The sequence below is a fragment of the Acetobacter sacchari genome (genome assembly GCF_017377715.1).
GTDB classification, from domain to species: domain Bacteria; phylum Pseudomonadota; class Alphaproteobacteria; order Acetobacterales; family Acetobacteraceae; genus Acetobacter; species Acetobacter sacchari.
On record NZ_JAFVMF010000023.1, the window covers coordinates 35,086 to 56,169 of the forward strand.

Annotated in this window: 18 protein-coding genes and 1 tRNA gene; 14 read left to right on the plus strand and 5 right to left on the minus strand. The window is 57.3% G+C overall.

Annotated features, from left to right (window positions below; genetic code table 11):
• The first annotated feature begins 121 nt into the window (after nucleotides 1–121).
• Nucleotides 122–1,399, plus strand: coding sequence for a glycosyltransferase family 32 protein (locus tag J2D73_RS17010; RefSeq protein WP_243430055.1), 1,278 nt, complete (start codon nucleotides 122–124; stop codon nucleotides 1,397–1,399).
• A 179-nt stretch (nucleotides 1,400–1,578) separates the two neighbouring features.
• On the opposite strand, the gene J2D73_RS17015 is transcribed toward J2D73_RS17010, so the two are convergent.
• The gene (locus tag J2D73_RS17015; RefSeq protein ID WP_207883265.1) at nucleotides 1,579–2,352 is read right to left on the minus strand and encodes an SDR family oxidoreductase; all 774 of its coding nucleotides are present in this window, start codon (nucleotides 2,350–2,352) and stop codon (nucleotides 1,579–1,581) included.
• A gap of 143 nt (nucleotides 2,353–2,495) precedes the next feature.
• On the opposite strand from J2D73_RS17015, the gene J2D73_RS17020 reads away from it, so the two are divergent.
• The 3 genes from J2D73_RS17020 to J2D73_RS17030 all read left to right on the plus strand — a co-directional run bounded on the left by J2D73_RS17020 (nucleotide 2,496) and on the right by J2D73_RS17030 (nucleotide 6,472).
• Nucleotides 2,496–3,407, plus strand: a complete 912-nt coding sequence (locus J2D73_RS17020; protein ID WP_207883267.1) for a LysR family transcriptional regulator — start codon at nucleotides 2,496–2,498, stop codon at nucleotides 3,405–3,407.
• Between the two features lie 197 nt (nucleotides 3,408–3,604).
• Nucleotides 3,605–5,005, plus strand: coding sequence for a 2-oxoadipate dioxygenase/decarboxylase HglS (gene hglS, locus J2D73_RS17025; RefSeq protein ID WP_207883269.1), 1,401 nt, complete (start codon nucleotides 3,605–3,607; stop codon nucleotides 5,003–5,005).
• 117 nt (nucleotides 5,006–5,122) lie between these two features.
• The gene (locus J2D73_RS17030; RefSeq protein WP_207883271.1) at nucleotides 5,123–6,472 is read left to right on the plus strand and encodes an MFS transporter; all 1,350 of its coding nucleotides are present in this window, start codon (nucleotides 5,123–5,125) and stop codon (nucleotides 6,470–6,472) included.
• Nucleotides 6,473–6,591: 119 nt separating this feature from the next.
• On the opposite strand, the gene J2D73_RS17035 is transcribed toward J2D73_RS17030, so the two are convergent.
• Nucleotides 6,592–7,062, minus strand: a complete 471-nt coding sequence (locus J2D73_RS17035) for a methylated-DNA--[protein]-cysteine S-methyltransferase (protein ID WP_207883273.1) — start codon at nucleotides 7,060–7,062, stop codon at nucleotides 6,592–6,594.
• A 131-nt stretch (nucleotides 7,063–7,193) separates the two neighbouring features.
• On the opposite strand from J2D73_RS17035, the gene mnmE reads away from it, so the two are divergent.
• The 6 genes from mnmE (at nucleotide 7,194) to J2D73_RS17065 (ending at nucleotide 12,944) form a co-directional block, all read left to right on the plus strand.
• Nucleotides 7,194–8,567 (plus strand): tRNA uridine-5-carboxymethylaminomethyl(34) synthesis GTPase MnmE, encoded by a 1,374-nt coding sequence (gene mnmE / locus J2D73_RS17040; RefSeq protein ID WP_207883298.1) that lies wholly within the window; start codon nucleotides 7,194–7,196, stop codon nucleotides 8,565–8,567.
• 12 nt (nucleotides 8,568–8,579) lie between these two features.
• On the plus strand, nucleotides 8,580–10,442 hold the full coding sequence (mnmG, locus tag J2D73_RS17045) for a tRNA uridine-5-carboxymethylaminomethyl(34) synthesis enzyme MnmG (RefSeq protein ID WP_207883275.1): 1,863 nt from the start codon (nucleotides 8,580–8,582) through the stop codon (nucleotides 10,440–10,442).
• The gene (rsmG, locus tag J2D73_RS17050; protein ID WP_207883277.1) at nucleotides 10,442–11,038 is read left to right on the plus strand and encodes a 16S rRNA (guanine(527)-N(7))-methyltransferase RsmG; all 597 of its coding nucleotides are present in this window, start codon (nucleotides 10,442–10,444) and stop codon (nucleotides 11,036–11,038) included. The genes mnmG and rsmG overlap by 1 nt, the downstream gene beginning before the upstream one ends.
• A gap of 55 nt (nucleotides 11,039–11,093) precedes the next feature.
• Nucleotides 11,094–11,885: an AAA family ATPase gene (locus tag J2D73_RS17055; protein ID WP_207883300.1), complete on the plus strand. Its 792-nt coding sequence runs from the start codon at nucleotides 11,094–11,096 to the stop codon at nucleotides 11,883–11,885.
• Nucleotides 11,885–12,781 carry a ParB/RepB/Spo0J family partition protein gene (locus tag J2D73_RS17060; protein ID WP_207883279.1) on the plus strand — a complete coding sequence of 299 codons (897 nt, stop codon included), beginning with the start codon at nucleotides 11,885–11,887 and terminating at the stop codon, nucleotides 12,779–12,781. The genes J2D73_RS17055 and J2D73_RS17060 overlap by 1 nt, the downstream gene beginning before the upstream one ends.
• Before the next feature lie 87 nt (nucleotides 12,782–12,868).
• Nucleotides 12,869–12,944 (plus strand) — tRNA-Lys (locus tag J2D73_RS17065).
• Between the two features lie 480 nt (nucleotides 12,945–13,424).
• Here J2D73_RS17065 and J2D73_RS17070 read toward each other — a convergent pair.
• Nucleotides 13,425–14,033, minus strand: coding sequence for an FMN-dependent NADH-azoreductase (locus tag J2D73_RS17070; RefSeq protein WP_207883281.1), 609 nt, complete (start codon nucleotides 14,031–14,033; stop codon nucleotides 13,425–13,427).
• An 83-nt stretch (nucleotides 14,034–14,116) separates the two neighbouring features.
• Between J2D73_RS17070 and J2D73_RS17075 the strand changes: the two genes are divergently transcribed.
• Together J2D73_RS17075 and J2D73_RS17080 are read left to right on the plus strand one after the other, a co-directional pair.
• The gene (locus J2D73_RS17075; protein WP_243430056.1) at nucleotides 14,117–14,506 is read left to right on the plus strand and encodes a winged helix-turn-helix transcriptional regulator; all 390 of its coding nucleotides are present in this window, start codon (nucleotides 14,117–14,119) and stop codon (nucleotides 14,504–14,506) included.
• Nucleotides 14,507–14,624: 118 nt separating this feature from the next.
• Complete coding sequence (locus J2D73_RS17080) at nucleotides 14,625–15,218, plus strand: CatB-related O-acetyltransferase (protein WP_207883283.1); 594 nt, start codon at nucleotides 14,625–14,627, stop codon at nucleotides 15,216–15,218.
• Between the two features lie 29 nt (nucleotides 15,219–15,247).
• On the opposite strand, the gene J2D73_RS17085 is transcribed toward J2D73_RS17080, so the two are convergent.
• Nucleotides 15,248–15,574 (minus strand): YnfA family protein, encoded by a 327-nt coding sequence (locus J2D73_RS17085; protein ID WP_207883285.1) that lies wholly within the window; start codon nucleotides 15,572–15,574, stop codon nucleotides 15,248–15,250.
• Nucleotides 15,571–16,524: a LysR family transcriptional regulator gene (locus tag J2D73_RS17090; RefSeq protein ID WP_207883287.1), complete on the minus strand. Its 954-nt coding sequence runs from the start codon at nucleotides 16,522–16,524 to the stop codon at nucleotides 15,571–15,573. The genes J2D73_RS17085 and J2D73_RS17090 overlap by 4 nt, the downstream gene beginning before the upstream one ends.
• A 105-nt stretch (nucleotides 16,525–16,629) precedes the next feature.
• Between J2D73_RS17090 and J2D73_RS17095 the strand changes: the two genes are divergently transcribed.
• Together J2D73_RS17095 and J2D73_RS17100 are read left to right on the plus strand one after the other, a co-directional pair.
• On the plus strand, nucleotides 16,630–17,415 hold the full coding sequence (locus tag J2D73_RS17095) for an SDR family NAD(P)-dependent oxidoreductase (RefSeq protein WP_207883289.1): 786 nt from the start codon (nucleotides 16,630–16,632) through the stop codon (nucleotides 17,413–17,415).
• A 420-nt stretch (nucleotides 17,416–17,835) separates the two neighbouring features.
• The gene (locus tag J2D73_RS17100) at nucleotides 17,836–20,556 is read left to right on the plus strand and encodes a Hint domain-containing protein (RefSeq protein WP_207883291.1); all 2,721 of its coding nucleotides are present in this window, start codon (nucleotides 17,836–17,838) and stop codon (nucleotides 20,554–20,556) included.
• Nucleotides 20,557–21,084: the final 528 nt, after the last annotated feature.

Sequence of the window (21,084 nt, forward strand, 5' to 3'; positions counted from 1 at the left end):
TGTTCCCTCCACGGAATTTCATTCGATTTTGGCCCCGCCATAAGGTGTCAGCAATAGACGACAAAGGCGGCGGCAAGTAAGATCGGCCAGCACATACATTCCAATTCAGGAACGATATTTTATGCCCCCCAGCATTGCTTCCGAGCACGGGCGCGCATCCGGCAGCATGACGTGGCCCATAACCGGCAACCTGCCGGCTGACGACTATTCGCGGAGCTTCGAGAGCAACATGAACAATATTTTGGCGCCTACAGAAGAAGCAGCGATGGAATCTTCTATTTTCTCGTCCGCAGAGCCTACGGCTTACGATCTTGCCCAGATAGGCACCGATCCGCAGGCCAAGGCCTATTTCGAGTCCCACGGACTGCCGAACCTGCACGACGCGTTCTCCGTCGCCAACATTCTGCATACCAATCGGAACTTCAACGGCGCCGCAGCAATCTATGGCCTCGCCTTTCGCATGCACCCACGCGACCCGGGCGTTTACCCTCTGGCGCAGTCGCTGCTGCAGGCGCGCCTCTTGTGCCTTCTGAAAGGAGGGCGCCGGGTCCCGCAGGACGAAATTGAAGTCCTGCAGCGCCTGAACCTTCCCTTCGCCAACTACATCCAGGGCATAGAAGCAGCCTGGCGTGACAAAGACGGCGAAAGGGCGCTTCGGGCCATCGGCAACGCCTTTGAAGAGTTCCATACCGGCGAAGAAATCGACAGCCTGTATCTCGGCCTCGTCCGCCAGTACATGCCGGGATTGCTGGACGGAACAGCCTTGGATTCGTCACGCATTCCGTTCCGCGTCTACATGTATTGGGATCAGAATCCACCGCCCGAAATTCAGGAAAATTTTGATTATCACCGTCAGATTCAGGGGTTGGATTATCAGGTTTTCAACAAGGATCACGCAACCGAATGGCTCTACCAAAACTATGGGGTCGAAGCGCGGGGCCTGTTCCTCGGCGCCCGACATCCCGCTGAGGCCGCCGATTTTCTCCGCGTGCACATCATGCAGCTTTACGGCGGCTGGTGGCTCGACGCCGACATCCGGCTGCGAGATGAAGAAAGCGTCAACTTCCTGCGCGAACAAACAGCACAGAACGTTCTGTTGCTGACTGACAATGGCGTTATTCATAACGATTTCTACGGCAGTGTGCGCAACAGTATCATCGGTCAGGATTGCCTGCTGTCTCTGTACCGGAACTGCTATCTCCACCACGGTCTGTTCATCGCCTACAAGACCGGCCCTGGCATATTCAATCGCGCGCTTTCACGGATCGCGCATCACTCGCTGATTGGCGAGAGACCCAACCAAACTATAAAAATTTACGACCACATCATGTTTGATCGGGTCATCCACCAGTTCGCGACCCCTTACAAGCAGCGCCTGCCGTCATGGCATACCGCCTGACTTAAAGCTGGTCATGCGTCACCGGACTCCCAATGTGGTCGTCCGGGACTGCTGCTGAGCAACGGCCGCAAAACGCGTGGGCGCGACCGCCGTTTGCTTACTGCGCTACCTGAGCAGACAACTTCGCATAATCTGATTGCCGCGCCTGCATCATTCTCGTCGCAGGCGCACAGCAGACGCTATTTCGTCGTGTAGCCGCCATTCGCCAAAATGGTCTGTCCCGTGATCCACCATCCGTCGGAAACGAGGAAGCGGATCAGAGGCGCAATATCCTCGATATCTGTCAGGCCGGTCTTGCTGAACGCCGACAGCGCAGCGGCGGATTTGTGATAAGCGACGGCGTCTGCTCCTTCCTGCCCATAGAAGAATGGTGTGTCCATCGGGCCAGGGCCGACCGCATTCACGGAGACCCCGCGCACGCCAAACTCTTTGGACGCCGCGCGTGTGAAATGCTCAACAGGAGCCTTGGAACCCGCATAGGTCGAATAGAACGGCGTGTAAGCGCCCAGCAGCGACGTCACCACTGTAACCAGCTTTCCGTGATCGTTCAGGTGTATGCCCGCCTCCTTGATGAAAAAATAAGCGACTTTCGCGTTGATCGCGAACATCGAATCAAATTCTTCCTCGCTGGTCTCGACTATCGGCTTCTTAAGCACCTTGCCCACCGTATTGATCGCTATGTCAGGCTGGCCGATAGCAGCGATGGCGTCTGCGAAGAATTTCTCGGTGGCGCCTGAGGCCGTCAGGTCAGCCTGAAATGCCACAGCCTCGACGCCCGCGGCCTTCAGTTCGCTCAGCGTTTGCTCCGTCTGCAGCCGGCTGCTCTCGCTGTTATAATGAATGGCGATCGCTTTCGCCCCATGCGCAGCCAGATCCCGGGCGATCAGCGCCCCAAGGTTTTTGCCGCCACCGGCGATGAAAGCCGTTTTGCCTGCGATAGAATGGTCGACCATGCCAGCCTCTCCCTGTTTCGAAAGCGCCGGTATGTCGGCAAACGGCGCTGCGGCCACGAGCATATCGTCCAGAATCTGCGTATAAATACGCTCATTCTGACAACTCTGTTCAGATATTACGAACAATAACGCCGAGGGCGCTCTTGGATCGAATAGACCTCTTTCGCATCTTCGTGCGTGTAGCGGATACCGCCAGCTTCTCCCGAGCGGCGGACGCCCTGAACATGCCGCGCTCTTCGGTCTCCGCTGCAGTCATGGAACTGGAGGCGCGACTTGGCGTACGTCTCCTGTCGCGCACCACTCGATCAGTGTCCATCACACCCGACGGACGTCTGTTCTACGAACACTGCCAGCGGCTGATCGCCGACATGGAGGAAGCCGAAGCCCTGTTTTTAAAAGAGCGCAACCGCGTCCGAGGCGTGCTGCGCGTCAGTCTTCCCGGACGTATCGGACGGCTTATCGTAGCGCCTGCGCTGCCTGATTTTCTCGAACGGTATTCGGACGTCGATATTGACCTCGACGTCACAGACCGGGTCGTCAATCTTGTCGAAGACGGTGCCGACTGCGTCCTGCGCGTCGGAGCGTTGCAGGACTCCGCTCTGGTCGCGCGGAAAATGGGAATGCTGCGGATGGCGAACGTCGCCAGTCCCGCGTATCTCGCCCGCAAGGGGCAGCCTAGGACACCGCACGAACTCATCGGACACGACGCCGTGCGCTATGCGTCGCCATCAAATGGACGGGTTGAGACTTGGGAGTGGAAGGAAAACGGGAGGCTTCACTCCATAGCGTTGTCTGGTCGCGTGACAGTCAATAGCGCCGAAGCCATGATCGCGTGCTGCATTGCCGGTCTCGGTGTGGCGCAAGCGCCCCTCTATGACGTGCGCAGTCATATTGATCGAGGCGAACTGATCGAGATTTTGTCGGATTACCCAGCCGAAGCGATGCCCATGACGCTGCTCTATCCGCACCGCAGACATCTCTCCGGTCGCCTTCACGTCTTTGCGGACTGGCTGGATGCGCTTCTCCGCCCGCATCTCGGCTGCAACACTACGTAAACAACGGTGCCATTCATGAAGACACGGTGATTCCCCGCTGGAAACACTCACACGGCGCATCATTCCGGTCGCGGCGAGCCGTGTTCAGCGTGCTGCTGACATGAACGTGAATTCTATCCGGCGCCGCTCACGCGCAAGCATTTCGCGCAGAAAGCTTTTTTGCTCCGAAACCTCACCTGTTTGCAGGACGGCATGTCATGACTCACTCTGCACATATGCACCCGGACGACATCCGGTCGCAATTTTCGGCTGCGATGTCTGTAATGTACAAAAAGGAGGTGCCACTTTACGGCGTCCTTCTGGATCTGGTCGCTGACGTAAACGAAGCCACATTACGCAGACGCCCGGACCTTCAGGCAGACTTCGAACGCACCGGCGAACTTTCCCGTATCAGTCTGGAGCGCCACGGAGCCATTCGCGTCGGCTCGCCGGAGGAACTGCACACACTGCGGCGTCTATTCGCTATCATGGGCATGGCTCCCGTCGGCTACTACGATCTTTCGGTCGCAGGAATGCCGGTCCACTCCACGGCGTTTCGTCCGATCACCGACGCCAGCCTGACGCATAATCCGTTTCGCGTCTTCACGTCGCTGCTACGCGTCGATCTGATCACGGACGAGGCCTTGCGCTCGGAAGTCGCCGCAATTCTGTCTCGCCGCAACATTTTCACCCCAGGCGCACTTCGTCTGATCGAACGGGCCGAGCAGGAAGGCGGCCTTACACCCGGAGAAGCCGATCTCTTTGTGAGCGAGGCGCTCGAGACCTTTCGCTGGCATGGGCAGGCGTCAGTCAACGCTGAAACCTACGAGCGTCTCTCCGCGACGCATCGGCTGATCGCTGACATCGTCTCGTTTCGCGGGCCGCACATCAATCACCTAACGCCGCGCACTCTGGACATCGATACGGTTCAAAAAGAGATGCCTGCACGCGGCGTCACGCCGAAGGACGTTATCGAGGGCCCTCCGCCCCGCGCCTGTCCGATCCTTCTTCGCCAGACGAGTTTCAAGGCGCTCGACGAACCGATCTCCTTTCCGGCCACAGACGGAACTTTGGAAAAAGGCGTCCATACCGCGCGGTTCGGAGAAATAGAGCAACGCGGCGTCGCGCTGACCCGCAAGGGACGGGCGCTGTATGACCGCCTTCTGGCGGATGTCCGGGAAAAGGGCGGCTCCGGCTCTACCGCAAGCGATTACCCGACACGTCTGGCTGAGGTTTTTCGCGACTTCCCGGACGACTACGACGACATCCGGCAGCAGGGCCTAGGCTACTTCCGTTACACCCCGACGGACGTAACCATCACCGAGGACTTCACCACCATGCCCCCGGAAGCGCTGGTGGAACGCGGTTACGCGATCGCCACGCCCATCATCTACGAGGATTTTCTCCCTGTCAGCGCTGCAGGAATTTTCCAGTCCAATCTCGGAGGGCAAGAGCGCCGCAGCTACGCCGCCAACGCCAACAGGGAAATGTTCGCGAATGCTCTGGGCGCGGACCTTATCGACGAGTTTGATCTGTATGACGCCGCGCAGGCCCGCTCCATTGAGGCGACGAAAGCCAGCCTGAACGAGCGTTCGAGCACCGTCGCCAAGTCTTTTTGAGCATGCTCATCAAGGGACTGCGCCATCCTTCGCGGCTTCTCCCTTGTTCCCGCTCCGGACCGCAGTCCCGCACACTCTCATCCGCGTAACTGCGGCTTTCATAACAGGCGAACAATAATGACAATAACGACCGCCTTAACGAACGACGACGCACTTCAAAGAGGCGCACTCTACCGTCGCGTCGCTTTTCGCATCATCCCGATTCTCGCTATCTGCTATCTGATCGCCATGATCGATCGCGCCAATGTCGGTTACGCCAAACTGCAACTTCTATCCGATCTGGGCTTTAGCGAAGCCGCCTATGGTTTTGGCGCGGGCGTTTTCTTTGTGGGCTACATCCTGTTCGAGGTGCCCAGCAACATCTGGCTTCACCGCACGGGGGTTAGGCGAACGCTCCTGCGCATTATGACGTTCTGGGGCGTCGTGACCATGGCGACAGCGCTGGTGAAGACGCCGCTGCAGTTCTATGTGGCGCGTTTTCTGCTGGGCGCCGCGGAGGGCGGCTTTTTCCCCGGACTCCTGCTCTATCTCACCTACTGGTTCCCAGGAGATCGCAAGGCCAAAGCTTACGCCCTCTGCATGCTCGCCAATCCAGCCTCAGGCATCGTCGGGGGGCTACTGGCCGGAGGGTTCATGTCCCACGCCGAAATGCTCGGCCTGCGTGGGTGGCAAATCCTGTTCATCGTCGGCGGGGCCATGGCGGTGATCGCGGGCGTCGTCGCCTTCTTCAGTCTGGCGGACTCCCCGAGAACCGCTTCCTGGCTTAAGGCGGAGGAACGCGACTACATTATCCATGAGGTCTCACGCTCCCGGGCCTCCGCCACAAACAGCGTGCGCGCCGCCCCCCACAAGTCCGTGTGGACCGATCCCCGCGTATACATGGCGGCGCTCGCCTACTTCACCCTGATGTCCTCCGTTTCAGTTCTATCTCTCTGGGGACCATCGATCATCCGCTCGCTTGGCGTCCAGAACGCAGGCACGGTCGGATTCGTCTCGATCATCCAGTATCTTGTCGGCGGTGTCGGGATGTATCTCACCGGCGCGTCATCCGACTTTCGTCGCGAGCGCGCATGGCATTATGTCGTTTGCGCGGGTCTCATCTCGACCGGCGCTTTTCTTCTGGCGTTCGTTCATCTCTCCGCCGCGCTGTCCATCCTGTTTCTGTCGATGATCGCTTTCGGGATATACGGTGGTTACGCTGTATTTTTTACGATCCCGGGAGAATTCCTGGAGCCTGACGACGCGCCTGCCGGACTTGCGATGGTGACCATGATCGGTGGGCTGGGCGGTTTCGTCACGCCGTCTGTGCTGGGCGTCATCAAGAGCGCCACCGGCAGCCTCGACTACGGCGTCGCGTTCGCAGCCCTGCTTGCGTTTTTGGGCGGATTGATCGTGGCTTTCCGTTTCGCGCAGTGGCCGGGTCAGAAAGCGGCAACACACGACAGACGCCTCTCAACGGAGGCGTAGCGCAGCCTTGAACATTCTGGGACCCTCCTACGCGAAGCCTGATAAAAACGCGCGAGTCAAAACCGGCCCAACAAGTGGATTCTAGAAGCGCTCGGAACGCGCCGAAACTCTGCCACCGGTCAGGACTGATCGCGGAGGATCCCAGTAATCGGCGCGCCCTCCAGTTCGAGCAGCCAGACCTTGTCGTCCGTACCGCCGTCCCCGGAGTATCCACCTATCCCTTGTGCCGCCACCACGCGATGGCAGGGGATAAGGATCGGGATCGGATTACGCCCCACCGCCTGCCCCACGGATCGCGACGATCCCCCCGCTGCCGCGGCAACCTGAGCGTAAGTCCTCACCTCGCCCGCCGGTATCTTCAGAAGCTCGTCCCATACCCTCTTCTGGTAGGGCGTCCCGAACGGGGCCAACCTGAAGGGGATATGGTCGGACGGCGCGTCGAACCACTTGTCCAGCCATTCCCGCGCGGCCACCAGCACGTCGGTTTCAGTCTGGTCGCGTCCCCAGCCCCAATCCAAAGCAACGATAGCGCCGTCTTCCTCCGACAAGGTAAGCGGTCCAAGCGGTGAGTGCAGAGAGAGTTGGGGCATGATGATGGCCTTTGTGCGCGGCGCCCGCTATGGCGTCGCCGCATGGTATCTCTTTGCGCCACGAGAGCGAAAGCGTCGTCTTCGGAAGGAGAGCGCGTTTTGCCCGCCACCTCTATCTGGACGACGCACGCATGATCGAAGCCACGCCAGCCGGAAGCCGCGAAACGCGAGATAACGAAGCACGAGGCCGCAGAGCGCCTACGATTTTCGCGCTTGCGACCGGAGCCGGACGCGCCGCTATAGCCGTGATGCGCGTAAGCGGCGACGGGTGCGGAGCCATCCTGACGCGGATGCTCGGAGGGCCGCCCACGCCACGTCGCGCCGTCCTGCGAAAATTGTGGCGCGATGCAGCGACGCAGAATGATCACCTGGACGACGCTCTGGTGCTGTGGTTTCCGGGACCTTCGAGTTACACCGGAGAGGACAGCTTCGAACTTCATCTGCACGCAGGCCCCGCGATCATCTCCGCCGTCGCCGATGCGCTGGTGGCGGAGGGAGCGCGCCCGGCTGAACCAGGCGAGTTCACCCGGCGCGCGTTTCTGAACGGGCGGGTCGATCTGGTCGAAGCGGAAGGCGTCGCCGATCTGATAGAAGCGGAGACCGAAGCACAAAGGCGACAGGCTTTGGCGCAGACCGATGGTCGACTGAGCGCTCTCTACCACGAGTGGGCCGACAGGTTGCGTAGCGTGCTGGCGCGTCAGGAAGCGTTAATCGATTTCCCCGATGAAGATTTGCCACCGGAGGTAGAGGACGCGCTGATCTCCGACATCACGACCTTGCGAGAGGAGATTGCCGAACATCTGGCCGACGGCGCCCGTGGCGAGCGTATTCGCCGAGGACTTTCGTTTTCGATCGTCGGCCCGCCAAACGCCGGAAAGTCCAGCCTGCTCAACTGGCTGGCAGAACGAGACGCCGCGATTGTGTCTCCGATCGCAGGCACGACGCGCGATGCGATCGAGGTCGCCGTCGTGCTCGCGGGCGTGAAAGTGACGCTCGTCGATACGGCCGGGATCAGAGAGACGAGCGACCCTATCGAGGCCGAAGGCGTTCGTCGCGCGATGTTTCACGTGGAACACTCGGACTGCGTCGTGCAGATTTTTGCGTCCGACGCGCCTCCCGACACGGAAACGACTCCGCTTCCGGACGCGATTGTCGTATGCAACAAGATCGACCTGGCGCCCGCGCCCGCACGTTTCGGAGAAATATCCGTTTCCGGCGTCAGCGTCCGCACGGGACAGGGCCTCGACGATCTGCGCGAGACGCTTGAGCTAAAGGCGCTTGCGTTGACTTCGGGCAGTGGAGCGCCGCCTCTTACCCGGGCCAGACATCGGGCTGCGGCTGATGAGGTTTATGCAGCCCTAAGCGCCGCCCTCGCGCAACCGTGGGCGGAGATGCGCGGCGAGGAGTTAAGACTGGCCATGCGCGCTTTGGGGCGCCTGACCGGGGAAGTCGGCGTCGAGGATATTCTGGATACCGTTTTTGGTCAGTTCTGCATTGGCAAGTAAGGGAACTACGTAGTGGACAAGCGGTTCGACGTCATAGTCGTCGGTGGAGGACACGCTGGATGCGAGGCAGCGGCAGCGGCAGCGCGTTGCGGCGCATCCACGCTCCTGCTCACTCACAGCCGGGAGACGGTAGGCGTTATGTCCTGCAATCCGGCCATCGGGGGCATCGGTAAAGGCCATCTGGTACGCGAAATCGACGCGCTCGACGGCCTGATGGCCCGCGCCGCCGATCAGGCAGGCATCCACTTCAAGCTGCTCAACCGCTCCAAAGGCCCTGCCGTGCATGGACCACGAGCGCAAGCCGATCGCGGCCTCTACCGTCGCGCGATCATGAATCTTCTGGAGGACACGGCCAACCTCACGATCGAAGACGGCGCGGCAGGCGATCTGATGCTCGACGGCGACGGCGCGGTCGCGGGTGTAATCAGTGAAGACGGGCGCGTCTGGCGGGCTGGAGCCGTTGTACTCGCGACCGGCACTTTCCTGCGCGGCGTCATCTACATAGGCCATGACAGCGAGCCATCGGGACGGGTTGGGGATCGACCGGCGAACGCGCTCGGTCAACGCCTTGAGGCGCTGGGGCTTCCTATGGGACGGCTAAAGACCGGCACGCCCGCACGGTTGGACCGCAACAGCATCGCATGGGACGATCTGGCCGAGGATCGCGGAGACGCCGAACCGGAGGCGTTCAGCCGCCTGACAACCACCCTTCCCAATCCGCAGATATCATGCCGCATCACTGCCACCACTGAACGCACGCACGCCATTATCCGCGAGAACATCAATCTCTCGGCCGTCTATGGCGGCGCTATCGCCGGTCGCGGTCCGCGTTACTGCCCCTCGATCGAAGACAAGGTCGTTCGCTTTGCGGAACGCAGCGCACACCAGATATTTCTTGAGCCGGAGGCGCTGCCCGGCAATCCCGGCGGCGATCTCGTCTATCCCAACGGGATATCGACCAGCCTTCCCGCATCGGTGCAGGAGGCAATGATTCACACCATTCCTGGCCTGGAGAACGCCAAAATCGTTCGTCCGGGTTACGCTGTAGAATACGATTACGTAGACCCCCGCGCTCTTGCGCCGACACTCGAACTGCGCGCCCTGCCCGGCCTGTTTCTCGCCGGACAGATCAACGGCACGACAGGATATGAAGAGGCCGGAGCGCAGGGCCTGCTCGCCGGGGTCAACGCCGCACGCAAGGCGGGCGATGCATCCCCGGTCACCCTCGATCGCGGACAGGCCTATATCGGCGTGATGATCGACGATCTGGTGACGCAGGGCGTGTCCGAGCCCTACCGTATGTTCACGTCGCGCGCCGAATACCGACTGACCCTGCGCGCAGACAACGCCGATCTGCGTCTTACCCCCATTGGCGTCGATTGGGGCTGCGTCGGCGCGCTTCGCGCAAAGCTGCACGACGAAACGCAAACTGCGCTGACGAACGCGATGGAGCGCGCGCACGACGAAACCTGGCCACCCGCTGCGGTCGCCGCTGCGGGCGCAACCGTGTCACAGGACGGGCGGCGACGCTCCCTGTTCGACGTTCTCGCGTCCACCCCCGACGCATCCATAGCCAATCGACTGGCTCCGTGGTTCGCTGACCTGCCTGAACGCGTCCGAAAACATACGGAAACCGAGGCCCGTTACAGCGGCTATCTCGCCCGGCAGGAGCGTGAAATCAAACAATTGAACGCGGAGACGTCCGTCACCGTGCCGCCCGATTTCGACTTCGCAAGCGTGGGCGGCCTCAGCTCCGAAATGCGCGAACGGCTGGAGCGCGCGCGTCCGGCGAATTTCAGTGCGGCGCAACGCATCCCCGGCATGACGCCGTCCGCGCTTATGGCGCTTCTGGCGCACCTGCGACAGGCCGCGTGATGACAGCATCAATCGCAGCCCCGCTGGACGTTTCACGTGAAACCCGTGAACGCCTGAACTGTTTCGCCGACCTGCTTCTACGATGGACCGCGCGCATCAATCTGATATCACCCCGCGACGTCCCGCATCTCTGGCCGCGCCATATCGAAGACTGCCTGCAACTGGTTCCCTATGTCGAACGTGGCGCGCGCATCACTGATCTGGGTTCCGGCGGTGGATTTCCGGGGCTGATATTGGCCATAGCGGCGGACGCTGACGTCACGATGGTCGAATCCGACCACAGGAAAGCGGCGTTCCTTCGGGAAGCTGGCCGAGCCACCGGCTGCCGTTCCCGGGTCATTGTCGATCGCATAGAAAACGTCCTGTTGGACCCCGCGCCTATCGTCACGGCGCGCGCGCTGGCGCCTCTGCCGCGCCTGCTCGACTGGACGTACCCACTGCTCGCGCCGGATGGCTATGCCCTGTTTCTTAAAGGGAAACAGGCGCCTGACGAGTTGACCGACGCGACGCCCGGCTGGCACATGTCGGTGGACCAGATTACAAGCCGCACGCCCGGCGGCCTCATCCTCAAGATAAGCGATCTCAGACGTGTCTGATTCTACATCTCCGCGTAAAAAGCGTGGCTCCAGTCCGAATGGCCCGGCGAACTCCATCGATACTCCTGTAATCCTTGCAATCGCGAACCAGAAAGGCGGCGTGGGCAAAACCACGACGGCGATCAACCTCGCCGCGGCCCTTGCGCAGGAAGCCGGACGTGTCCTCCTGATAGACATGGACCCGCAGGGAAACGCCTCGACCGGCCTTGGCGTAGACTTCAACGCCCGCAAGCAAGGCTCTTACGCCCTCCTCATGGGAGAAAAGGACCCAGCGTCTCTCGCCAGACCCAGCGACGTCGCAAACCTGTCGGTCATCTCGGCCGACACAGACCTTGTGGGCGCAGAGATCGAGCTTATCGGGATGGACGATCGCGAACGCCGCTTAAAGGCGTCGCTGCAGGATATTGGAAAAAGATTTGACTATATCCTGATAGATTGCCCGCCGAGTCTCGGGCTTCTTACCCTGAACGCGCTTGTCGCGGCTGATGGCGTCATTGCCCCCCTCCAGTGCGAATTCTTCGCGCTGGAGGGCATAAGTCACCTGACCAAGACTGTGGAACGCGTGCGCAGCCAGTTCAATCCGGCGCTGCATCTCGCAGGTATAGTGCTGACGATGTATGACAAGCGCAACAATCTGTCTGAATTGGTCGCAGCCGACGCCCGCAGCTTCTTCGGCGAGGCCGTTCTGGAAACCGTGATCCCGCGCAATATTCGCATTTCCGAGGCGCAAAGCCATGGCGCGCCGGTGATGATTTACGATCCGCGTTCAAGCGGCGCACAGTCCTACACCGCTTTGGCGACCGAATTGCTCGCCAGATTCGACGTCAGACAGAAGGGGAAAAGCTGATGAGCCCACCGAAGCAAGCGGCCAGACCCCGTCTTGGGCGAGGATTAGCTGCCCTTCTCGGCGAACAGGCTCCCACAGCAGCGCCGCAGGGCGGCGGCCCCAAAGGCGCGGTAGCCGCTCTTCCCATCGAAAGCCTCGAGCCCGGTCCATTTCAGCCCAGACAGGTCATGGAGCCCGAAGCCCTTGACGAACTGACCGAGTCCATCCGCGCTCGCGGCGTCCTGCAACCCATTCTGGCTCGCCCTCACCCCGAACGCGCAGGTGTTTACCAGATCATCGGCGGCGAACGTCGGTGGCGGGCCTCTCAGAAAGCTGGCCTGCATGAAATCCCGGTGCTGGTCCGTAATCTGGACGACACAGACGCCATGGCCGCCGCCCTGGTTGAAAACCTGCAACGCAGCGATCTTAACCCCATGGAAGAGGCGGAAGGCTTCAACAGGCTCATAGAAGAATATCAGCTGACTCAGGACGAGCTCGCGCGCGCCATTGGCAAATCGCGCCCGCACGTCGCCAATACGCTGCGCCTGCTGCGTCTTCCGCCCTCGCTGCGACAGGACGTAACGCGGGGCGCCCTGTCGGCTGGGCACGCCCGTGCATTGCTCGGACACCCCGACCCACTTGCCGCAGCCCGGGACGTCATCTCGCGCGATCTTTCCGTGCGCCAGACGGAGGCTTTGGTGCAAAAAGCCCAATCTCACCGCAAGATCCCGCCCACTGAAGCTGTGAAGATTCGAGCGGAACGCGGCGATCCGGAAATCGCCATGCTGGAGAGAGACCTCAGCGCCAAGCTGGGTCTGAAAGTGCAGGTTCAATTCGACGGCAAAGGCGGCTCAATCCGCTTCGCCTACCGGACGCTCGATCAACTCGATCGTCTGCTGGAATTGCTGAATCGCTAATTTAACCGCAAGAGACGCTTGCACTTCTGTTTCACGCCTGATAGAACCCCGCCTGTTCGCCGGGGACACCCGGTGGAGATAAATCCTGGGCGCATAGCTCAGTTGGTAGAGCAGCTGACTCTTAATCAGCGGGTCCAAGGTTCGAGTCCTTGTGCGCCCACCAGGATTTTTACTATTCCCCTAAAAATTGCAAATGCTTAGCCTTGGTCGGCAGTGCTTGGCGCACTCAGAAAACGCACGGGCCGCGCGTCCCACGTGAAGCGCCCAAGAAGCGAATAATTTTCCGAAAACTGAAAACACCCATACAGCCGCAGCTCATTCTACGCGGGGCGGGCTATCGTTCGCCATTCACGCCATTTCTCAATCAAAGAATCAGCGAAAAGTGTTTCCTGCACGATTTGCTGCTCTTGAAAATCATGCGAACAATTTCGCGACAACCAAACCTTGGCGCGTCAGCTTGCATGCTGAATCTATATTGAGAAAACTAAAGAAACCGCCAAAGGGTATGTCAGAAACAGGGAGTAGATGCCTACTCAACGTCACTTCCACGCAAGGCTGACGCCGTAGAGCGCCAACCTTGTGTTTATTGAATGCAATTGCGCAGCGCTTTGCCTCATCGTGCGCAATCTGTTCTCAACGTTCTTCAGGCAGCTAGAACCGCGATGCGCTCCTGAGCGGCCTTCGTCGCTGCGGCGCGTTGTTCCGGGCCCCTTGCAACGCCATCTGCCGCGACCACTTCAAGCTGCGTCACGCCGAGCAGGCCAAAAACCGCGCGGAGATAACTTTCCCCGTGCTCAAAGACCGCATTCGGGCTGCCTTCCCCATAAAAACCCCCGCGCGAGATGGCCAGAATAACGCGCTTCCCTCCAGCAAGGCCCTCAGGGCCAGCCTCGGTGTAGTGAAATGTCCTTCCTGCGACGACCACCCTGTCGATCCACGCCTTGAGCTGGCTCGAGACGCTCAGGTTATAAAAACCGACGCCAATGACGACGATATCCGCTTCAAGAAACTGCTGCAGCGCGACCCCGCCTGCCGTCACGTCGTCTTTCAGCGCCTGATCAGGCTCGCCCTCTGAACCCTGCGCGGCAAGAACCCCGCCCGAGAGATGCTGGATCGGGTCGGCCGCCAGATCCCGATAGCTGACCTCAAGCCCCGGTATTTCAGCGACAAACTTCGCCGTGATCGCGCGCGACAACCCCCGACTGACACTATGATCGGCGAGAATGGAAGAATCGATGTGCAGAAGCTTCATGGAAGTCCTCCTTAGTTTTGTGGTAACTATTGAATACCGACTCACATTATGTAATCGCCCAGAACGCACAAGGAGGCACATTATTGTCACCTGAGAACAGTCCTGTTCCTGCCACTGAGGTTCATGACCCCGGTCAGTGCCGTGCGGTCAGCGACGTCCTGTCACGCATCGGCGACAAATGGTCCGTTCTGGTGGTCATGCAGTTGAGCAACGGGTCGCGTCGTTTCAGCGATCTGCGCCGCTCAATCGGCAGCATCTCACAACGCATGCTGACCCTTACGCTACGTGGATTGGAGCGCGATGGCCTTGTCACCCGGACAGTCACGCCCAGCATACCGCCGCGGGTCGATTACGCGCTGACCGACCTTGGTCACTCATTGCGCGAGCCGGTACAGACGCTCGGGCGTTGGGCGTTTGCGAACCGCGAACGCATCGCCGACGCCCGCAGCCGTTTCGATCAGGACGCTCGGTGACACCGCCTGCCTGCGATCTGCGCCCGCCGTCGTTTACGCCTCCGGCACAGTCAACTCACCCGTAAAAATTCGTCGCACCCGGTTCATTGCGTTCTGCTCGTTGAAACAGGAGTTTCGCATGTTTGGAAACAACGCGTTTGCGTCGCTGACGCACTTCGCTCTTGCCTATCAGATCGCCGAATGGGGATGGAAAATCGGAGAACATACATATGGCTCCCCGACGGTCATCGAAGCCGAATATGCAAATCTCGAAATTGGCCGCTTCTGTTCGATAGGGCCGGAGGTGCTGATGATACTGGGCAACCACCGGCACGACACAGTGACGACCTATCCTTTCAAGACGCTTTCACATTTTTGGCCCGAAGCCGCGGGCGGCGTGGACGATCACTGCTCCCGCGGAGATGTCACCATAGGGCACGACGTCTGGATTGGCGCGAGAGCCTCTATACTCTCTGGCGTAACGATCGAATCCGGCGCCATCATTGCTACCGGCGCTGTTGTGACGAAAGACGTGCCCGCTTACGCAATCGTTGGTGGCAACCCGGCGAGAGTCATTCGGTATCGCTTCCCGGAGCCAATCATCACACGACTTTTACAAATCGCCTGGTGGGATTGGCCAGAAACGCTTCTCCGTGAACGCTTACAAATGTTGATGAACGCCGATATCGAAGGGTTTCTGACGAAATATGAAACATCCTGCGCAGATAAATGAATTGCTCGCCCGGAAGTCATGCGTAAAGTCTACGCGCGGTGATGCGTGACCAGAATCACGCAAACGCCTAGCAGGCACAGACCTGCACCAAAAAAATCCCACCGATCCGGGTGGATACCTTCCGCAAGCCACAACCACACAAGAGCTACACTGATGTAGACCCCGCCATACGCCGCATACGCCCGACCGGCGGCGGCGGTGTCGATCTGCGTTAAAAGAAACGCAAAGACCACCAGAGAAAGACAGCCGGGACCAAGCCAGACAACAGATTTTCCCATACGAAGCCACGCCCAGAACGAATAGCACCCGACAATTTCGGCAAGAGCAGCAACCATATAAATCAAGGTCGTCATCATCGCCGGATCAAGCCTCCGTGCCCATTTGAGGATTTGCGGGGGGCGCCACCGACAAAGCCGTCACCCGTGAATGACTCCGAGAAAAAATCGAGAAAAGCGCGAATACGAGAAGCTAAACGTTCGTGTTTGACATACACCGCATGAATGTCTTCTCCATCACCCGGATTAAACGCCTGCAGGATTTCGACCAACCGCCCGTTCGCCAGATCATCCGCGACATGGAAACGCCCAAGCCTGGCCACGCCGCCGCCAGCGATAGCCATCAGGCGAACGACTTCGCCCGAGTTACCGAAAAATGCGCCTTCTACAGCCTTCTGGACCCCAGCGCCGTCGATAAGGAATGGCCAGGCGTCCACTGTCCGTCGAAAGCTGAACCTCAAGCACAAATGCCGCTCCAAATCCTCGGGCCGTGATGGATAGCCATAACGGCCGAGATAATCCGGGCTCGCCACGACCGCCATACCACTCCGCCCGATCTTGCGCGCCAAGAGACTCGAATCACGCAATGGCCCAACTCTGAACGCCACATCTGCGCGCTGGTCCACCAAATCGACGACAGAATCCGTAAGGTCGACGTACGGGATTATTCCCGGATGACATTCCATGAATCGGGGCAGCAGGGGTAGCAGTACATGAACGCCGAACGGCACGGACGCATTAATGCGCAACGGGCCGCGCGCAGTCTGCGCTTCTTTTCCAAAACTGCGTTCAACATCATCCAGTTCTTCAACAAGACCTGAAACACGCGCTCGGTAGGATTCGCCTTCCGGGGTCAGCGCCAGCGAGCGCGTCGTACGTGACACCAGTTGCACGCCAAGACGGGTTTCCAGACGCGACATCGCGCGGCTGACCGCTGACGGCGTCAGGCGCAACGATTTGGCCGCGGCGGCAAACGCTCCAGTCCGCGCAACCTCCAGAAAAACGAGCATTTCTCCCAGTCGGTTATCCATTTTCACTCATGATTAAAATACACTTTTATTGTGATTACGTGCATTCTAATCATCTAAAGTCCATTGCACTAGTGTCTTGCATGACGAACCATCAGGGAGCAGGTCATGGATTTACAACTCACAGGAAAAACAGCGCTCGTAACTGGGTCGACAGCCGGCATCGGACTGGCGATAGCCGAGCGCTTTGCGGAAGAAGGCGCCCATGTGGTCCTGTGCGGTCGCTCGCAGGTCAAACTGGACGAGGCGGTGAAACTGGTCGCTGCCAAGGGGGTCGCCCGGGGCGTTCTCGCTGATCCTGCGACTGCCGAAGGCGCCGAAGCGTTGATCGCCGCAGCGCCTCAGGTCGATATTCTGATCAACAATCTCGGTATCTACGAAGCCAAGCCGTTCACGGAGATCACCGACGACGATTGGCGACGCCTGTTCGAAGTCAACGTCATCAGCGGCGTGCGGCTGACCCGTCATTATTTTCCGCAAATGCTGGCCGCCAACTGGGGACGGGTTATCTTCATTGCGAGTGAAAGCGCTCTGGTGATCCCGCAGGAAATGATCCACTATGGCATGACCAAAACAGCGCAACTTGCGATTGCCAGAGGACTTGCGGAGCAAACACGAGGCACGAAGGTTACGGTGAACTCCGTCATGCCAGGCCCGACGCGCTCCGAGGGAATCGTCGAGTTCATCCGCTCCGTCGTCGATGACAAAGACGCCCCTGAAGCCGAACGGGAGGCAGAGTTTTTCGCCAAGATGCGCCCGCTTTCTCTAATTCGCCGCCTTATTGACGCAGACGAAGTCGCGGCGCAGGTCGCGTTATTGGCCAGTCCCTTGGGAGCGGTCACCAATGGCGCCGCCATTCGTGTTGAAGGTGGAATCGTGCCCACAATAGCCTGACGAATTTGGAGGACTTCGGACATGCTCACTCTTGAGGCGTGAGCATGTCCGGCCTCTTCCGAGGGGAATTCTCTTGTCCGCATTGGCTGGCGGAGGCAAGCGATATTTCCCTCTGATCAGCATATAATCGAGCCTCAGGACAGCGATCACAAATGGCGCTCGGTATTCGAACAACTGGCGTGAGATTTATTATAGAATAAATAACGATTTTGTAACAAACTTGGAGAATTTTCGAAAAAATATTTCTAAATTCCCGATAAAAAAGTTTTCGATATCAACAAATTTCCTTTTTATACAAACCTTTCACAAATTCTTAAATTTTCATTTTATTAATATATTACAGACATCATCCCACGTTCAGTAGGGAATTTTCTTTCTCCAACATTCAACGAAAATTCCTTTATTAAAAGGAAATTCGCCATGGCGACCAGTTCAGTTTCAACCGGGCAATCTTCGAACGGCCTGATCGTCGCCAGTGGAGATGTCCTCACAGTCGATTCCCGCGGTGTCGTTGAAAACACCACCGTGCAAAGCGGCGGCAGCCTGATTGTTTCAGGAGAAGCCGATATGACGATCATACAATCAGGCGGCGTCCTGACTGTGTCTTCCGGAGGGACGACGTCACACTCCACCATTAGCGGCAGCGGCAATCCTGCTTATGCGCTTACAGAAAACACCGAAATCGTGCTCAATGGCGGTTCGGCCGCTGATGTAACCATCTCGTCAGGCGCACAGCTACATATATCGAGCGGGGGAACTGCCTCAAACATAATTGTGGAATCCGGAGGATATCTCAATGTTGATATTCTCGGCTCGGCATCGAACATAACCGTCGAATCAGGCGGCGCTGTCATGAACTGGCGCGGAACCATAGACGGCGTCACCGTATCGTCGGGCGGCGTTCTGATGGTTTACAAGAACTCCAATACCTGGCTCACAGTTCCCACCAGTAACGCCACTCTGATGCCGGGCGCGTATGTCGATTTTGTAAGTTCGGGTTACAGCGATGAAGCAGGCGTCTCTTATAACTCCAGTACAGGAGAATTAGACTTCACGTCGAACGGCACTGCCAATACCAGTACACCCATCTACGTGGCCGGCGGCCACGTCGCGAGAGACTTCACGGTCATGAGCGACGGCAGTGGCGGGACTCTGGTGCTGATAGCGTGTTTTTGCGCCGGAACCCATATAACGACATCAGATGGGGAAGTGCCCGTGGAGGCGTTACGCATCGGCGATAATGTCCTAACTGTAGAGGGAAAAATTCGATCAATACGATGGATCGGAAAACGGAACTATTCAGCCTCGGCAGAAAAGGAAAATCCTGATCTAACCCCGGTAGTTTTTCTAAAAGGATCGCTTGGATCCGGATTGCCGCGTCGCGATCTTTACGTATCGCAGAATCACGCCATGTTTATTGAAGGTAATTTAATTCCGGCCAGAAGCCTAATAAACGGAAAAAATATCTTTATAAAAAAAACAGGAAAAGACATACAGTATTTTCATATAGAATTGGATAATCACGATATAATTTTCGCTGAAGGCGCCGCAACGGAAACATTTATAGACGACGGAGGCCGATGCGAATTTCAAAATATAAACGAGTATTTTTCATTATATAAAAATTGCAATACAAAACCCGCAAGCTATTGCGCCCCCCGAATCGACAGCGGAGAGAAACTCGAAGAAATTCGTAATCGACTTTTTAATTTTCCTTTATCTAATTCGATATTCGGAAAAATAAATGGATACATAACATCCGTATCGGAAACAAATATATCAGGCTGGATAGAGGAGAATTCGAAAAAACTACAAAAATTACGTATAGTTGTCGACGACATAACATTAGGCACAATAACACCCAAAGGTCCGCCCAAATTATCCGACGGTATTCATATAATAGAATTCGATTTTATAGTTGACGGAGGATTAAACCCGTACCAACGACACGTCGTGCGCATAATTAGAATCGACGATGGATCAGAAATCAGTGGCTCACCATATGTTGTTCATCCAGTTCGGCCGGAAGCGATTCCTGTTTCCGCTATTAAATCGACTTCCTTCGCTGGATATCTCGATCATGCCGGAAGACAGCGTATCACTGGTTGGGCGCATAGCGGGAATAACGACACAAAACCTGTTGCGATACAGATATTGATAAACGGCAAATTCTTTACTCGATCCGTTGCTAACAAATACAGAAAAGACATAGAAAGTGCAGGATATGACACAGGAATGCACGGTTTCGATCTGATTCTCCCCATCAGCCTGCCGCCCAACCAATCGCATGTAATACAAGTTACACGTGAAAGCGATGGAGTGGAATTGATTGGATCTCCTGTCATATTAGAGGTATCAAAAGAACTTGACGACAGTTTCGTCCAATACATCTCCCGATTTACCGACACTATCGATAGTCTTGATAATCAAAAGAAATTTTTAAATGTTCTCTCCGAACAGACGCAAAAAATTCGGAAACGCGTCGCGGATAGCGCCACGGCAATCAATGAACGTAATTTGGAACAAGAGATGGCCCGACGTCTCGGTCGTTCTCTTACAGTGGAGGTCGTCCATAAGCGTCCACGAGCGCTGCTAATCGACGATTATGCACCGCGCGACGATCCTCGTTCAAAAATTCTTCTCAAGCATATGAAGCGCTTAGAAGAACTCGGCTACGAAGTTAGTTTCATAGCCGCCTCTTCGTTAAAAAGTGAACCATTTGAGTCGAAAGATTTTGAAATTTACTCTATCACCCAATGGGGTAAACCGTATTTCGGATCCGTGGAAGAAGTCTTTCGCCTTCAAAACGACAGCTTCAATCTTATTTACTTCCATCGAACGAGCGTGGCCGTCAGCTATATCGCACTTGCCCGTCGTTATCAAAAAAAAGCAAAAATTTATTACTCTCCAGGGGACAGGGCCCATTTACAAATTGCAGAAGAGACGTCGGTTACAGACAATGAAAATCTCGCCATGCAAGGCCGCCGAATAAATCTATACGAAACGTCGGCCTCGGTCATGGCGGACGTTCTAGTTCTTAAAAATATCAATTCATATCCAGAATCTCTCAACATGGCGCCTACACTCCGCGTAGTTGCTGAAACGTCCCCTGATCTTTGGCCAAAAGTCGATTTTTTGTGAGAAAAATTCTCCCGTATAACAATAAGAAATTTCGAAATTTACAGTATCAAACCTATCCTTATAACTGACTCTGTAGTCACAAATTGATTTGCGAAAAATCACAAATTTAGCCGCAGAGACGTCTATCCTTCCGTTTCACTGCCGGAGAAAGTCTTCCTCATGGATATGTCTCTTTTTATCACAACGATCCTTGGTTTTATACCACCGAGCTATGCCGCAACGAGCGTTTCGTTCGTATCATTCACAGTAGCTTCGTGCGCGCTCGTCATGCGTTTCTGGAAGCCACCTTCGAGTGACTCCCGCTGGATTGCCGTTTACAAAGTCGTCAGCGCACTCGCTCAGGCGCGCGGTTGGAACGCCTGCGCCTATCAGCCTGATCGTAAGGCGTTGATGGTCCCTATATCGACATCTCGCTCGGAGGCAGCAGACACTCTCGGGTTGCAATCCGACGATACACGACCGTAAAACTTCACTTAGAGCCTGTTTGGAAAATCACGGGTGAGCATTTCTGCGCATGAGATTGGCGCC

Coding starts and splice junctions, on each gene's coding strand:
- J2D73_RS17060 (WP_207883279.1), top strand. CDS start 11,885: ATGAGCCCACCGAAGCAAGCGGCCAGACCCCGTCTTGGGCGAGGATTA.
- J2D73_RS17010 (WP_243430055.1), top strand. CDS start 122: ATGCCCCCCAGCATTGCTTCCGAGCACGGGCGCGCATCCGGCAGCATG.
- mnmE (WP_207883298.1), top strand. CDS start 7,194: ATGATCGAAGCCACGCCAGCCGGAAGCCGCGAAACGCGAGATAACGAA.
- J2D73_RS17080 (WP_207883283.1), top strand. CDS start 14,625: ATGTTTGGAAACAACGCGTTTGCGTCGCTGACGCACTTCGCTCTTGCC.
- J2D73_RS17090 (WP_207883287.1), bottom strand. CDS start 16,524: ATGGATAACCGACTGGGAGAAATGCTCGTTTTTCTGGAGGTTGCGCGG.
- J2D73_RS17070 (WP_207883281.1), bottom strand. CDS start 14,033: ATGAAGCTTCTGCACATCGATTCTTCCATTCTCGCCGATCATAGTGTC.
- J2D73_RS17085 (WP_207883285.1), bottom strand. CDS start 15,574: ATGATGACGACCTTGATTTATATGGTTGCTGCTCTTGCCGAAATTGTC.
- J2D73_RS17095 (WP_207883289.1), top strand. CDS start 16,630: ATGGATTTACAACTCACAGGAAAAACAGCGCTCGTAACTGGGTCGACA.
- rsmG (WP_207883277.1), top strand. CDS start 10,442: ATGACAGCATCAATCGCAGCCCCGCTGGACGTTTCACGTGAAACCCGT.
- J2D73_RS17035 (WP_207883273.1), bottom strand. CDS start 7,062: ATGCCCCAACTCTCTCTGCACTCACCGCTTGGACCGCTTACCTTGTCG.
- J2D73_RS17030 (WP_207883271.1), top strand. CDS start 5,123: ATGACAATAACGACCGCCTTAACGAACGACGACGCACTTCAAAGAGGC.
- J2D73_RS17015 (WP_207883265.1), bottom strand. CDS start 2,352: ATGGTCGACCATTCTATCGCAGGCAAAACGGCTTTCATCGCCGGTGGC.
- hglS (WP_207883269.1), top strand. CDS start 3,605: ATGACTCACTCTGCACATATGCACCCGGACGACATCCGGTCGCAATTT.
- J2D73_RS17100 (WP_207883291.1), top strand. CDS start 17,836: ATGGCGACCAGTTCAGTTTCAACCGGGCAATCTTCGAACGGCCTGATC.